Annotated in this window: 11 protein-coding genes; 4 read left to right on the forward strand and 7 right to left on the reverse strand. The window is 63.8% G+C overall.

Translation table 11 applies throughout. From position 1 onward, the window contains the following. Positions 1–94: 94 nt before the first annotated feature. Both argA and argE read right to left on the reverse strand, forming a co-directional pair. Complete coding sequence (gene argA / locus ACE4QZ_RS26670) at positions 95–1,393, reverse strand: amino-acid N-acetyltransferase (protein WP_003253723.1); 1,299 nt, start codon at positions 1,391–1,393, stop codon at positions 95–97. A 124-nt stretch (positions 1,394–1,517) separates the two neighbouring features. Further along, positions 1,518–2,660 (reverse strand): acetylornithine deacetylase, encoded by a 1,143-nt coding sequence (gene argE / locus ACE4QZ_RS26675; protein WP_021783547.1) that lies wholly within the window; start codon positions 2,658–2,660, stop codon positions 1,518–1,520. 227 nt (positions 2,661–2,887) lie between these two features. Between argE and ACE4QZ_RS26680 the strand changes: the two genes are divergently transcribed. Further along, on the forward strand, positions 2,888–4,255 hold the full coding sequence (locus ACE4QZ_RS26680; protein WP_021783546.1) for an inorganic triphosphatase: 1,368 nt from the start codon (positions 2,888–2,890) through the stop codon (positions 4,253–4,255). Positions 4,256–4,350: 95 nt separating this feature from the next. Here the strand turns inward: ACE4QZ_RS26680 and ACE4QZ_RS26685 are convergent, their stop codons facing one another. After that, positions 4,351–4,821, reverse strand: coding sequence for an Lrp/AsnC family transcriptional regulator (locus ACE4QZ_RS26685; RefSeq protein WP_003253717.1), 471 nt, complete (start codon positions 4,819–4,821; stop codon positions 4,351–4,353). Positions 4,822–4,947: 126 nt separating this feature from the next. Between ACE4QZ_RS26685 and ACE4QZ_RS26690 the strand changes: the two genes are divergently transcribed. The 3 genes from ACE4QZ_RS26690 (at position 4,948) to ACE4QZ_RS26700 (ending at position 7,513) form a co-directional block, all read left to right on the forward strand. Further along, on the forward strand, positions 4,948–5,253 hold the full coding sequence (locus ACE4QZ_RS26690; RefSeq protein WP_021783545.1) for a hypothetical protein: 306 nt from the start codon (positions 4,948–4,950) through the stop codon (positions 5,251–5,253). Positions 5,254–5,436: 183 nt separating this feature from the next. Beyond that, the gene (locus ACE4QZ_RS26695) at positions 5,437–7,110 is read left to right on the forward strand and encodes a GspE/PulE family protein (protein WP_021783544.1); all 1,674 of its coding nucleotides are present in this window, start codon (positions 5,437–5,439) and stop codon (positions 7,108–7,110) included. Between the two features lie 88 nt (positions 7,111–7,198). Further along, positions 7,199–7,513 (forward strand): DUF2388 domain-containing protein, encoded by a 315-nt coding sequence (locus tag ACE4QZ_RS26700; RefSeq protein WP_028698223.1) that lies wholly within the window; start codon positions 7,199–7,201, stop codon positions 7,511–7,513. Positions 7,514–7,562: 49 nt separating this feature from the next. On the opposite strand, the gene gcvP is transcribed toward ACE4QZ_RS26700, so the two are convergent. The 4 genes from gcvP to ACE4QZ_RS26720 form a co-directional block, all read right to left on the reverse strand. Further along, on the reverse strand, positions 7,563–10,436 hold the full coding sequence (gene gcvP / locus ACE4QZ_RS26705; RefSeq protein ID WP_021783542.1) for an aminomethyl-transferring glycine dehydrogenase: 2,874 nt from the start codon (positions 10,434–10,436) through the stop codon (positions 7,563–7,565). Between the two features lie 196 nt (positions 10,437–10,632). Continuing rightward, the gene (gene gcvH, locus ACE4QZ_RS26710; RefSeq protein WP_003253706.1) at positions 10,633–11,016 is read right to left on the reverse strand and encodes a glycine cleavage system protein GcvH; all 384 of its coding nucleotides are present in this window, start codon (positions 11,014–11,016) and stop codon (positions 10,633–10,635) included. A gap of 51 nt (positions 11,017–11,067) precedes the next feature. Further along, positions 11,068–12,150 (reverse strand): glycine cleavage system aminomethyltransferase GcvT, encoded by a 1,083-nt coding sequence (gene gcvT, locus ACE4QZ_RS26715; RefSeq protein ID WP_021783541.1) that lies wholly within the window; start codon positions 12,148–12,150, stop codon positions 11,068–11,070. A 127-nt stretch (positions 12,151–12,277) separates the two neighbouring features. Beyond that, positions 12,278–13,900 (reverse strand): ABC transporter permease, encoded by a 1,623-nt coding sequence (locus tag ACE4QZ_RS26720; protein WP_021783540.1) that lies wholly within the window; start codon positions 13,898–13,900, stop codon positions 12,278–12,280. Between the last annotated feature and the right edge of the window lie 74 nt (positions 13,901–13,974).

Below are 13,974 nucleotides of genomic sequence, written 5' to 3' on the forward strand. Positions count from 1 at the left end.
GGGGGCACGCACGCTCCCACAGGTAAGCCACAGGCTTCAGCCCTCGAAATTACCCTGTGGGAGCGGGCGAGCCCGCGAAGTGGGCGGCCCACGCTTACAGGGGCTTCTCGAAAATCTTCGAATTGCGCTGGTAGTTGTACAGCGAAGCCCGCGCCGCCGGCAGTCGCTCCACGCCACTCGGCGCAAAGCCGCGCTCGCGGAACCAGTGCGCCGTGCGCGTAGTCAGCACGAACAAAGTGCTCAAGCCCATCTGCCGTGCCCGGCTCTCGATCCGTTCCAGCAGCTCGTCCCCACGCCCGCCATGGCGGTACTCCGGGTTCACCGCCAGGCAAGCCAGCTCGCCGGCCTCGGAATCGGCAATCGGGTACAGCGCCGCACAGGCGATGATCATGCCCTCGCGCTCGACCACGCTGAACTGCTCGATCTCTCGCTCCAGCACTTCGCGCGAACGGCGCACCAGGATGCCCTGCTCTTCCAGCGGGCTGATCAACTCCAGCAAGCCACCCACATCCTCGATAGTTGCCTCGCGCACCACTTCGAACTGTTCCTGCGACACCAGCGTACCGCCACCGCCACGGGTGAACAGCTCGGTGAGCAGCGCGCCGTCCTCGGCATAGCTGACGATATGGCTGCGCGCCACGCCGCCTTTGCAGGCCTCGGCCGCAGCATCCAGCAGTTCGCCCTGGTAGTCGCTGCCAAGACGCTGCAGATGCGGGGCAACCTGCTGCGGGCGCAGTTCGCGCACCAGCCTACCGTCAGCGTCCAACAAGCCCGGCTCGGCGCCGAACAGCAACAATTTGTCGGCACCCAGTTCGATGGCCGCGCGGGTAGCCACGTCTTCGCAGGCCAGGTTGAAGATTTCCCCGGTAGGCGAGTAGCCCAAGGGCGACAACAGTACGATGGAGCGCTCGTCGAGCAGGCGGCTGATGCCCTTGCGGTCGACCCGGCGCACTTCGCCAGTGTGGTGGTAGTCCACGCCTTCGAGCACGCCGATCGGCCGCGCAGTGACCAGGTTGCCGGAGGCCACGCGCAGGCGCGAGCCCTGCATGGGCGAAGCGGCGATGTCCATCGACAGCCGCGCTTCAATGGCCAGGCGCAGGGCGCCGACGGCATCGATCACGCAGTCCAGGGTGGCCGCATCAGTAATACGCATGCCCCGGTGGTAGTGCGGGGTCAGCCCGCGATCAGCCAGCCGGCTTTCGATCTGCGGGCGCGAGCCATGCACCAGCACCAGGCGCACGCCCAGGCTGTGCAGCAGCACCAGGTCGTGGACGATGTTGCCGAAATTAGGGTGTTCCACCCCATCGCCAGGGAGCATGACCACGAAGGTGCAGTCGCGATGGGCATTGATATAGGGGGATGCATGACGCAGCCAGTTGACGTAATCGGGCATGACAGAGCCTGTGGATAAGTGGACGGAGAACGGCGATGCAGGGGGCGTTCAGGATCATCGTCGGAACAGGCTTGCGGTCACGCGCGGTCTCCTCTAGGCAGGAACGAATCAGTTCGATTGACGTTTAGTGCAGGCAATAGTGCCGGATCAGGTCACGCAATAGACGCACGGTAGGCTCGATTCGTGACATTTCAAGGTATTCGCCGGGCTGGTGGGCACAGGCAATGTCGCCAGGGCCCAGCACAATGGTCTGGCAGCCCAGTTGCTGAAGATAAGGTGCTTCGGTGCCGAACGCCACCGCTTCAGCGCGATGGCCGGTCAGGCGCTCCGCGACCTGTACCAGTTCGACATCGGCAGCCTGCTCGAACGGCGGCACCTCCGGGAACAGCGGCGCATAGTCGATGCGCACCTCATGGCGCTCTGCAACCGGCAGCAATTTTTCGCGAATGGCCGCGCGCAGTTGCTCCACGTCCATGCCAGGCAGTGGCCGCAGGTCGAACTCCAGGGCGCACTGGCCGCAGATACGGTTGGGGTTGTCGCCGCCGTGGATGCAGCCGAAGTTCATGGTCGGGGTCGGCACGGTGAATTGCGGGTTGCTATAGGTTTGTTGCCACTGCTGGCGCAGGCCCATCAGCTCACCCATGACCGCATGCATGGCCTCCATGGCGCTGCGCCCCAGGCTTGGGTCCGACGAATGGCCGCTGCGACCGAGGATGTCGATGCGGTCCATGAGGATGCCCTTGTGCATGCGGATCGGCCGCAGCCCGGTAGGCTCACCGATGATCGCTGCACGGCCCAGAGGCTGGCCGGCCTCGGCCAGGGCACGGGCGCCGGACATGGAGCTTTCTTCGTCGCAGGTGGCAAGGATCAGCAGCGGCTCCTTGAAGTCGTGCTCCAGCAGCGGGATGACCGCTTCGATGACCAGGGCGAAGAAGCCCTTCATGTCGCAGCTGCCCAGGCCGACCCAGCGGCCATCGGTCTCGGTAAGCTTCAACGGGTCGCTGGCCCACAGCTGTTCGTCATAGGGCACGGTATCGCTGTGCCCGGCCAGCACCAGCCCTCCCGGGCCGGTGCCACGGCTGGCCAGCAGGTTGAACTTGCCGGGGCTGACCTGCTGGATATCGCACTTGAAACCCAGGTCGCCGAGCCAACCGGCCAGCAGGTCGATAACCTGGCGGTTGGACTGGTCCAGCGCAGGTTGGGTACAGCTGACCGAAGGCGCGGCGATCAAGGCGGCAAACTGGTCTTTCAGCGTCGGCAACGGCATGCGCGTACTCCTCGGAAACGTTGCCCATCATAACAATGCCTATCGTTCGCAGGGCAACCCCATGGGCTTCTTCGCGGGCTCGCCCTCCTACAGGGTTTCGCTGCCCTCAAGTGCTACGCGTTACCTGTGGGAGCGGGCAAGCCCGCGAAGAAGCCACCACGATCCAACAGTCGACAGCCGACTGCTGTAAACTCCTTGCCAACCACGCCCCCTCTTTCGAGTCTGTGATGCACAAAGAAACCGAACTGAAGCTCCGCGCCAGCCGCGAGACCCTTGCCGCCCTGCGCGAGCACCCTCTGCTGAAAAAGCGCAACAAGTCCGGCTGGCAGACCCGTGAACTGCTCAACCAGTACTTCGATACCCCCGAGCGTGAACTGTCCGCCGCCCGTGTCGCCCTGCGCCTGCGCCGCGATGGCGACGCGATCATTCAAACCCTCAAGTGCCGCGGCCAGAGCGTGGCCGGCCTGTCCGAGCGCAACGAGTACGAATGGAACCTGGACAAGGTCAAGCTCGACCTGAAGAAACTGGACGCCACCTGCTGGCCCGAGCAACTGGCCAACCTGGACAAGAAAACCATCAAGCCACTGTTCACCACCGATTTCAGCCGTGAATACGCTGAAATCGCCTGGGGCCGTGGCAAGAGCAAGGTGGTGATCGAGGCTGCGCTGGACCAAGGCTTCGTGATCGCCGGCAAGCGCAAGGAAGAGATCTGCGAGCTGGAGCTGGAACTGCGCGAAGGTGAGCCGCAAGCCCTGCTGGAACTGGCCGCAGAACTGGCCGCCAGCCTGCCACTGATGCCGTGCGACATCAGCAAGGCTGAGCGCGGTTACCGCCTGCTGGAACCGGACAGCTACGAGCTGGACCTGCCGCACACCGCGTTGGAAGCCGAAATGGCCTTGGACGACGCCTATGCCGCCCTCGCCTGGCAGCTGCTGGCCAGCAGCCAGCGCCTGGCCGAGCAGTACCGCCACAACGGCCACTGGCGCCTGTTGCAGGACTGGGTCGAGTGCCTGAGCGAGCTGCGCGCACTCACCGCCAGCCTGGGCCAGGCAGCACCGCGCGCTACCACCCGCGACCTGCGCACCAGCCTTGATGCCTTGCTTGAAGACTGGCGCCCGCTGGTGCAGGCCGGCAACGATGACGAAGACATCCGTCGCGCCGCACCCGAGCAGTTTGCCGAAGAACTGGAAGACGTACGCTGGGGCCAGTTCTCGCTGGAAACCTCACGCTGGCTGACGGCCCGTACCTGGACCGCAGAGCGCAAGGGCCGCGGCGAACGCCAGGGCAAAGCGCAACTGGCCAGCTGGCTGGGGCATCTGCTGGGCGAGGAAGGCCGCGCGTTGAAGCTGCCGCTGTACACCCAGCGCCCGGAAGACCTGGCCGAGCAGTTGCCACGTATCGAGCAGCTTCTGGCCTGGCTGCACCACGCCCGCCAGGTGCTGGAAGCGCCGCAGATGGACCGCTTGTACGGCGACCTGAAAAAGCTGCACGAGCTGGCCGAGCAGCCTATCAGCGATGAAGTACTGGAAGCGCGTATCGAACAGGCTCGGGCGGTGGACCAGAGCCGCGGCTGGAAGCACCTGCTCAAGGCGTGATACCGCGCCGCCTGCTTCGCGGGTAAACCCGCTCCTACATACGATCCGCGCCAGGCGTGGGGCCAGTGTAGGAGCGGGTTTACCCGCGAATGGCCTCAACGCGATAGTGGCAGGCTAGTGGTGGACTTGATCTCGGAAAGCGCCACAATCGAATTCACCTCCTGAATCCCCGGCACGTTCGACAGTTTTTCGAAGAAGAACCGCTCGTAGGCCTCGATGTCCGACGTGACGATTCGCAGCAGAAAGTCCACAGCTCCCATCAGCACATAACACTCCAGCACCTCAGGGAACCCGCGGATCGCCTCGGTGAACTCGGTGAAGTTGGAGCGCCCGTGGGCGTTCAGTTTCACTTCGGCGAAAATCTGCGTGTTCAGGCCGACCTTCTTGCGGTCCAGCAAGGTCACCTGCCCACGAATCACCCCCTCTTCCTTCAAGCGCTGAATGCGCCGCCAGCACGGCGATTGCGACAGCCCGACGCGCTCGGCGATCTGTGCACTGGACAGCGAAGCGTCCTCCTGCAGCAGTTCGAGGATGCGACGGTCGTAGGCGTCCAGCTCGCTGTGCATTGTTTATTCTCCAAATCAGATTTTTTTGAATAAAAGAATTCACTAATAAGACGAAACCACCCAATCATAGCGAAAAAATACCGCCACCAACGTGCAAGAATTTCTCCCTCATTTGCGGAGACCAGCATGAACGCACAGCCCCGTACCGACGCCTGGGCCGCCACCAACGCCCACAGCACCGTGCACTATCGCCTGCAGGCCGAGGCCGAGCCCGATAGCCTGTGCCGGGTGCTCAACCTGTTTGCCTTGCAGTTCCTGACCCCGCATAGCGTGCAGGTCAGCCAGCAGGATGACTGGCTGGATATCGAGGTCGGTATCGGCGGGTTGAGCTGGCATCGGGCCGAGGTAATTGCACAAAAACTGCGTAACCTGGTGTGTGTAGGTGAGGTGAGCCTGACCAATGTCCAGCGGGTGGCGTTGGCAGTGGTCTGAACCCTCTCTGCTGGACCTGTACCGAATAGCACTCAAGGCCCGCGCGATCCCAGTAGCAGCGGGTTCACCCGCGAAGCGCTCCGGTACAGACGCAGCAAAATCCCGAAACCTTTCACCTCCAATAGTCTCCCGCCGCCGGGCTAGCCTTGATCAGCACTACCCGATCAGGCACGGACGCCAACCATGCACACCCCCGACAACCCGGCACTCGACCTCAAGCGCGTGCTTCAGGCCCTGCTCGCTGACCAGCACCTGCACGCCAGCGATACCCTGCAAGTACTCGAACACGCCGCCACCCACCCCGCTAGCCACCCGCTGGAACACATCGCCGCCTGCAGCCTGGAAAGCCGCCAGCGCCCCGGCCAGCCCCTGGACCTGGAGCACCTTTGCCAGTGGCTGGCCGACAAGGTCGGACAACCCTACCTGCGCATCGACCCCATGCAACTCGACCTGCCCCAGGTCACCGGCCTGATTTCCCCTGCCTTCGCCCAGCGCCACGGCATCCTCATCGTCGCGGCCGATGCCTCCAGCGTCACCGTCGCCAGCGCCCAGCCTTTCCAGGATGACTGGCAAGCCGACCTGGCCCGCAGCCTCGGCCGGTCGATCCGTCGCGTACTGGCCAGCCCGCAGCAGATCCGTCAGTCGGCGCAGTCGTTCCACCGCCTGGCCCAGTCGGTAAAAGGCGCGCAATACCAGCAGTCGGCCAGCCTGGGGGAACTTGAGCAATTGCTGGAGCTGGGCAAACGCCAGGCCGAGGCCAGCGCAGACGACGCACATATCGTGCATATCGTCGACTGGCTGTTGCAGTACGCCATTGAGCAACGCGCCAGCGATATCCACCTGGAGCCACGCCGCGAACAGGGCCAATTGCGCTACCGCATCGACGGCCTGCTGCACACCGTCTATGCCTTCCCCGCCGGGGTCACCCTGGCCCTCGTCAGCCGCCTTAAACACCTGGGCCGCATGGACGTTGCAGAGAAGCGCCGGCCGCAGGACGGCCGGCTGCAAAGCCGCCTGCCCGGTGGTGGCGAGGTGGAGCTGCGGCTTTCGACCCTGCCCACCCCGTTTGGCGAAAAACTGGTGCTGCGCCTGTTCGACCCGCAACAGTTGCAAGAAGGCTTCGAACGCCTTGGCTTGCACGGCCAGCAACTGGCCCAATGGCAGAGCCTGCTACGTCAACGCCAAGGCATCATCCTGGTCACCGGCCCCACCGGCTCCGGCAAGACCAGCACGCTGTACACCAGCCTCAAACTGCTGGCCACACCACAGGTCAACCTGTGCACCATCGAAGACCCGATCGAGCGTCTGGAACCAGCCTTCAACCAGCTGCAGGTGCAGCCCGCGCTGGACCTGGGGTTTGCCAACGCGGTCAGGGCCATGCTGCGCCAAGACCCCGACATCATCATGATCGGCGAAATCCGCGACCGCGAAACCGCCCTGGTAGCGGTGCAGGCAGCGCTGACCGGGCACCTGGTGCTGTCGACCCTGCATACCAACGATGCCTGCGCAGCCATCACCCGCTTGCAAGAGCTGGGTGTGGCCGACTACCTGATCAAGGCGACGCTTATCGGGGTGATGGCCCAGCGCCTGGTGCGAACCGTCTGCACCGACTGCCAGGCAGGTTCATCACCCGCCTGCCGAGCTTGCCGCGGTACCGGCTTTCAGGGGCGCACGGGATTATTCGAACTGCTCGAGCCCAGCGATGCCTTGCGCGCATTGATCGGCCCGCATGCCGACCTGACCCGTTTGCGGCGCCAGGCGCTGGCCGATGGACTGGTTGACCTGCGCCGTTGCGGCGAGGCCAAAGTAGCCGCTGGGCAGACCCGTGCCGAGGAAGTGCTGCGCGTCTGCAACTGACGAAAAGTCCTTTGTATTCAAGGAACTTGCCTTGTCCGAAAAGATCCAAGCGCGCATCTTCAACCATCACCCTTCGAGGTGTTTCAACATGCGTCTCAAAACCGCCATTGCCGCTGCTACCTTGCTTTCGCTGCCTCTTGGCTCGGCCATGGCCGATACCTTCTGGCGTAACGTGATGACGTCCGGTGCTACCACGGCGTCGAGCTACCTGACCTCGCGGGATCACAAGCTGGTAGTGGCCGCGCAGGATGACGCCAGCAGCTTCGTCGCCAGCGAAGGCGAGATCCGCGGGCCGTTCCTGGAAGCGGCCATGCGCGAGGCACGGGCAGAGAACCCAGGGATGCAGGCATCCGACATGGAACTGGCCAATGCCATCCTGGCCAAGAATGCGGTAGCCGAGTAACCGCGTCGCCTGCTTCGCGGGTAAACCCGCGAAGCATCCAACACCAACCTCAGCGATAAGCCTCCACCGGCACACACGCACAGAACAGGTTCCTGTCCCCATACACGTTGTCTACCCGGTTCACCGCCGGCCAGTACTTGTGCTGGCGCACGTGAGCACTGGGGGCCACCGCCTGCTCCAGGCTATACGGCCTGTCCCATACCCCCAGCACATCAGCCAAGGTATGCGGTGCATGCTTCAGCGGGTTGTTCTCCGCTGGCCAGTTGCCCTGCTGTACTTCGTCAATTTCCGCGCGAATCGCCAACATCGCTTCGACAAACCGATCCAGCTCAGCCTTCGATTCACTCTCGGTCGGCTCCACCATCAGCGTGCCCGGCACCGGGAAGGACATGGTCGGTGCGTGGAAGCCATAGTCCATCAGGCGCTTGGCCACGTCCTCTTCGCTGATGCCTGTCAGTGCCTTCAACGGCCGTAGGTCAAGGATGCACTCATGCGCCACACGCTGGTTGCGTCCGCGGTAGAGCACCGGGAACGCCGCGCCCAACTGGCTGGCGAGATAGTTGGCCGAGAGGATAGCCACCTCGCTGGCGTCGGCCAGCTGCGGGCCCATCATGGCGATGTACATCCAGCTTATCGGCAAGATGCTTGCACTGCCCCAAGGGGCGGCGCTGACCGCGCTATTGTTCGGGTCCAACCCAGGCACCGGCACTACCGGGTGGCTGGCGACGAACGGCTTGAGGTGCGCGCGGATACCGATCGGCCCCATGCCTGGACCGCCGCCACCGTGGGGAATGCAGAACGTCTTGTGCAGGTTCATGTGTGAAACATCGGCCCCAATGTCTGCGGGGCGCGCCAGGCCCACCTGGGCATTGAGGTTGGCACCGTCCATGTAAACCTGGCCGCCGTGCTGGTGCACCACCTCGCAGATTTCGCGTATCCCCTCTTCGTACACACCGTGGGTCGAGGGGTAGGTGATCATCAGGCACGACAGACGCTCACCGGCCGCGTGTGCCTTGGCCTTGAGGTCAGCCAGGTCGACGTTGCCATCGTTGTCGCAATCGACGATCACCACTTCCATGCCGGCCATCTGTGCCGACGCCGGGTTGGTGCCGTGGGCCGACGACGGGATCAGGCACAACGTGCGCATCGGCTGATGGCGGCTGCGGTGATAGCGCGTGATGGCCATCAGGCCGGCGTATTCACCCTGAGCACCGGAGTTAGGCTGCATGCAGATCGCATCGAAGCCGGTGATCGCGCACAGCCAGCTTTCCAGTTCGTCGATCATCGCCTTGTAGCCTGCTGCCTGGGCCGCCGGGGCGAACGGGTGCAGCTGGGCAAAACCGGGCCAGGTGATGGGGATCATCTCACTGGTGGCGTTGAGTTTCATGGTGCACGAGCCCAACGGGATCATCGACTGGTTAAGCGCCAGGTCCTTGTTCTCTAGCTGCTTGAGATAGCGCAGCATCTCTGTTTCGCTGTGATGCAGGTTGAACACGGGGTGGGCGAGGAATGGCGTGCGTCGCACCAGGCTGGCAGGGATACCTTCAGGCAGGGCCAGCTGGTCGAGGGCGGTGATTTCCAGGCCATGATCCACCCCCAGGAAGATGTCGAGCAGGCGCAGCACCGTCTGTTCGTTGCAGGTTTCATCCAGGCTCACCCCCAGGTGCCCGCGACCGAGAATACGCAAATTGATGTGCGCGGCCTCGGCGCTTTCAATGATGGCCGCCTGGGCACCGCCAACATCCAGGGTAAGGGTGTCGAAGAAGTGTTGATTGAGGCGTTTGATGCCTTTGGCCTCGAGGCCGGCAGCCAGGATGAAGGTCAGCCGGTGCACACGCTGAGCGATGCGCTGCAGGCCTTCCGGGCCATGGTAAACCGCGTAGAAGCCAGCAATGTTGGCCAGCAGCACCTGGGCCGTGCAGATGTTGGAGTTGGCCTTTTCGCGGCGAATATGCTGCTCGCGGGTCTGCAGGGCCATACGTAGTGCGGTGTTGCCACGGGCATCGCGCGACACGCCGATGATGCGTCCCGGCATAGCCCGCTTGTAGTCGTCGCGACAGGCGAAGTAGGCCGCGTGAGGCCCGCCGTAACCCATCGGCACACCAAAGCGCTGGGTCGAGCCCAGCACTACATCGGCGCCCAGTTCTCCGGGCGGCGCCAACACTACCAGGCTGAGCAAGTCCGCGGCCACGCAGGCCAAGGCCTGCTGGCTGTGCACCTGGTCGATCAGCGGGCGCAAGTCGCGCACTTCACCGTGGGTGTCGGGGTACTGCAGCAAAGCACCGAACACCGAGTGTTTGGCAAGGTTATCCACAGAGTCGACGATCAGCTCGAAGCCGAAGCCCTCGGCGCGGGTCTTGAGTACCGAAAGGGTCTGCGGATGGCAGTGCTCGTCGGCGAAGAAGGCGTTGCTCTTGTTGCGTGCCACCCGCTTGGCCAGGGCCATGGCTTCGGCGGCAGCGGTGGCTTCATCGAGCAGCGAGGCATTGGCCAGAGCCAGGCCAGTGAGGTCGATGACCATTTGCTGGAAGTTCAGCAGCGCCTCCAGCCGGCCTTGGGCAATTTCGGGTTGGTAGGGCGTGTAGGCGGTGTACCAGCCAGGGTTCTCCAGCACGTTGCGCAGGATGACCGTGGGGGTGATGGTGCCGTGGTAGCCCATGCCGATGAGGCTGGTCCAGACCTGGTTCTGTTCGGCGTAGCCGGCGAGCTTGGCCAGGGCGGCTTGCTCGTCCAGTGCCGCAGGCAGGTCGAGGGGGCGATTGAGGCGGATGTCTGGCGGAACGGTTTGCTCGATCAGTTCGTTGCGGCTGTTGATACCCAGCGCGTTGAGCATGGCCTGCTGCTCTGTGGCATCGGGGCCCAGGTGGCGGCGCAAAAATGGGTTGAGCTCTTGCAGTTGATGCAGGGATGGCGACTGGGACATGACGACGCTCTCTTCCTAGACCAGGCCTCATGGAGACTTACAAGTCTAGGAAGGGATTGCCGATTGTGCGGGGAAACTTGTTTGCAGGCCCGGCCTCTTCGCGGCTAAAGCCGCTCCCACAGGGGCTGCACCCGTCTCGAATGCAGCGCTGTACCTGTGTAGGAGCGGCTTTAGCCGCGAAGCAAGCGACGCGGTCTTACTCGCCAATCAGCGCCTGGTAGCCAGCCGCATCCAGCAACTTGTCCAGCTCGGCCGGGTTGCTGGGCTTCAATTTGAAGATCCACGAACCGTAAGGCTCTTCGTTGAGCAGTTCCGGGCTATCGGCCAGCTCTTCGTTGACCGCAATCACTTCGCCACCGACCGGGGCGTAGATGTCCGAAGCGGCCTTGACCGACTCCACCACACCCGCAGCGTCGCCAGCACCAAACACTTTGCCGACTTCAGCCAGCTCGACGAACACCACATCACCCAAGGCTTGCTGGGCGTGATCGCTGATACCCACGGTCACGCTACCGTCGGCTTCCAGGCGAGCCCACTCATGGCTTTCGGCAAAACGCAGGTCGGCGGGGATATTGCTCATGTCTTGAATTCCTCGATTGGCTCAGCGGTAGGCCCGCCGGTTATAAATTGTTCAGATCAGGATCTTGCCGTGGCGCACGAAGGTCGGTTTGACCACCCGCACCGGGTACCACTTGCCGCGAATTTCCACCTCGGCCCGATCACCGGTAGCCATTGGCACGCGCGCCAACGCAATGGACTTGCTCAGCGTAGGCGAGAAACTACCACTGGTGATCTCCCCTTCGCCAATACCGGCTACACGTACTACCTGATGGGCGCGCAGTACACCGCGCTCTTCCAGCACCAGACCCACCAGTTTTTCTTGCACGCCGTGCTCGATTTCCGCAAGCAGGCCGGCACGGCCGATGAAGTCGCGCTCGGCCGGTTCCCAGGCGATACTCCAGCCCAGGTTGGAGGTGAGCGGGGTGTGGTTTTCGTCGATGTCCTGGCCGTACAGGTTCATGCCAGCTTCCAGGCGCAGGGTATCGCGGGCGCCCAGGCCGCTTGGGGCGATACCGGCGCCGACCAGGTCGTTGAAGAAGGCCACCGCCTGATCGCCTGGGAAGATGATCTCCAGGCCGTCCTCACCGGTATAGCCGGTGCGGGCAATGAACCAGTCGCCGTCGGCAACGCCTTCAAACGGGCGCAGTTCGCGAATGAGAGCTGCGCGCCCGGCGCTGAGCAGGGCCGCGACCTTTTCGCGGGCATGCGGCCCCTGGATGGCAAGGATGGCCAGATCAGGCCGGACCTGGAAGCCCACGGAAAAACCGGCACGCTGCAATTGCAGCCAATCGAGCACCTTGGCACGGGTGGCGGCATTGGTGACCAGGCGATAGCCAGTTTCCGTGCGGTAGACGATCAGATCATCGATCACCCCGCCCTGTTCGTGCAGCAGTGGGCTATACAACGCCTTGCCGGTATCGTCGAGGCGGGCCACATCGTTGGCCAGCAAGCGCTGCAGCCAAACGGTGGCATCAGTGCCGTCGACATCGATCACGGTCATATGGGAGACATCAAAGACGCCGCAATCGCTGCGCACCTGGTGGTGCTCCTCGACCTGCGAGCCATAGTGCAGGGGCATGTCCCAGCCACCGAAATCGACCGTCTTGGCGCCTAGCGCCAGGTGCAGGTCATACAAAAGCGTGCGCTGTCCCATGGGTTTCTCCTTCCGGGCGTGGCGAAGCGGCGGCGGTCGATGACGTTGGGTCGTCAGCTTTTCTTGTTACTCACACCCGCCGCGCGAATGCCGCGCATTGTAGCCGCAAGGTCGCAAGCTGACATCCTCAGTGACTGTGACCGGGTCGACGTGCCGAACGGCGAATCAGGCCGATGACCGGCAGCAGCCCCACCAATACCAAGGTCAGTGCCGGCAGCGAGGCTCGGGCCCACTCGCCCTCGCTGGTCATCTCGAACACCCGCACGGCGAGGGTGTCCCAGCCGAACGGTCGCATCAGCAAGGTGGCGGGCATTTCCTTGAGCACATCGACGAACACCAGCAGCGCGGCACTAAGGGCACCGGGTACCAGCAGCGGCAGATACACCTTGAAAAACAATCTAGCGCCGCCTACACCCAGGCTGCGCGAGGCTTCGGGGAGTGACGGGCGGATACGCTCCAGGCTGCTCTCCAGCGGCCCGTAGGCCACCGCGATGAAGCGCACCAGGTAGGCCAGCAGCAACGCCGAGAGGCTGCCTAGCAGCAGCGGCTTGCCGGCGCCGCCCATCCAGCTGGACAGCGGGATGACCAGGTGGTTGTCGAGATAACTGAAGGCCAGCATGATCGATACCGCCAACACCGAACCGGGCAGGGCATACCCCAGATTGGCCAGGCCAACCCCGGCGCGGATACCGCCCGTCGGTGCCTGGCGCCGGGCAAAGGCCAGCAGCAGCGCCACGCCTACCGTGACCAGCGCCGCCATGCTGCCCAGGTACAGGGTGTGCAGCACCAGGCCGACATAACGCTCATCCAGGTCATGCCGGCCGCGTTGCCAGAACCACGCCAGCAACTGCAGCAGCGGGATGACGAAAGCGCAGGCGAACACCAGCAGGCACCAGCCACTGGCCAGCAGCGCCTTGAGACCACGCAGTTGATAAAGCGCCTGCACGCGTGGTCGCTCGTTGCCGCTGCGGCTGGCACCCCGGGCGCGGCGCTCGCCGTACAGCACCAGCATCACCGCCAGCAACAGCAAGCTGGCCAACTGGGCCGCACTGGACAAGCTGAAGAAGCCGTACCAGGTCTTGTAGATAGCCGTGGTGAAGGTGTCGAAGTTGAATACGGCCACTGCACCGAAGTCGGCCAGGGTTTCCATCAGCGCCAGGGCGATACCGGCACCGATCGCCGGCCGCGCCATGGGCAGGGCCACCCGCCAGAACGCCTGCAGGGGTGACAACCCAAGGACCCGCGCCGCCTCCATCAGCCCCTTGCCCTGAGCCAGGAAGGCCGTGCGTGCCAACAAGTAGACATAGGGATAGAACACCAGCACCAGAACGGTGATTACCCCTGCGGTAGAACGCACCCGGGGCAGGCGCATTGGCCCGAACACCTCACGCAGGGCGCTTTGCACCGGACCGGCAAAGTCCAGCAGGCCGACGAAGACAAACGCCAGCACGTAGGCCGGGATGGCGAACGGTAACATCAGCGCCCAGTCCAGCCAGCGTCGACCAGGGAAGTCGCAAAGGCTGGTGAGCCAGGCCAGGCTGACGCCCAGCACGGTGACACCAATGCCCACACCCACCACCAGGGTCAGGGTATTGCCAAGCAGGCGGCCCATCTGGGTGTCGAGCAGGTGGGACCAGATCTGCAGGTCGATGGATTGCCAGGACAACAGCAGCACACTCAGGGGCAGCAGCACCAAGGCGGCAATCAGGGAGACCGGGAGGTACCAGCGGCGTTGAGGGGTGTGGGGCAAGGCTGAAATCTCGAGTGCGATTGCGACCGCTGCGCGGTCGTTCGCGGGTAAACCCGCTCCTACAGGGACTGCGC

It is taken from the genome of Pseudomonas sp. DCA-1, assembly GCF_046523955.1.
GTDB lineage: Bacteria > Pseudomonadota > Gammaproteobacteria > Pseudomonadales > Pseudomonadaceae > Aquipseudomonas > Aquipseudomonas putida_Y.

Coding starts and splice junctions, on each gene's coding strand:
- gcvP (WP_021783542.1), bottom strand. CDS start 10,436: ATGTCCCAGTCGCCATCCCTGCATCAACTGCAAGAGCTCAACCCATTT.
- gcvT (WP_021783541.1), bottom strand. CDS start 12,150: ATGGGACAGCGCACGCTTTTGTATGACCTGCACCTGGCGCTAGGCGCC.
- argA (WP_003253723.1), bottom strand. CDS start 1,393: ATGCCCGATTACGTCAACTGGCTGCGTCATGCATCCCCCTATATCAAT.
- ACE4QZ_RS26690 (WP_021783545.1), top strand. CDS start 4,948: ATGAACGCACAGCCCCGTACCGACGCCTGGGCCGCCACCAACGCCCAC.
- argE (WP_021783547.1), bottom strand. CDS start 2,660: ATGCCGTTGCCGACGCTGAAAGACCAGTTTGCCGCCTTGATCGCCGCG.
- ACE4QZ_RS26680 (WP_021783546.1), top strand. CDS start 2,888: ATGCACAAAGAAACCGAACTGAAGCTCCGCGCCAGCCGCGAGACCCTT.
- ACE4QZ_RS26685 (WP_003253717.1), bottom strand. CDS start 4,821: ATGCACAGCGAGCTGGACGCCTACGACCGTCGCATCCTCGAACTGCTG.
- ACE4QZ_RS26700 (WP_028698223.1), top strand. CDS start 7,199: ATGCGTCTCAAAACCGCCATTGCCGCTGCTACCTTGCTTTCGCTGCCT.
- ACE4QZ_RS26695 (WP_021783544.1), top strand. CDS start 5,437: ATGCACACCCCCGACAACCCGGCACTCGACCTCAAGCGCGTGCTTCAG.
- gcvH (WP_003253706.1), bottom strand. CDS start 11,016: ATGAGCAATATCCCCGCCGACCTGCGTTTTGCCGAAAGCCATGAGTGG.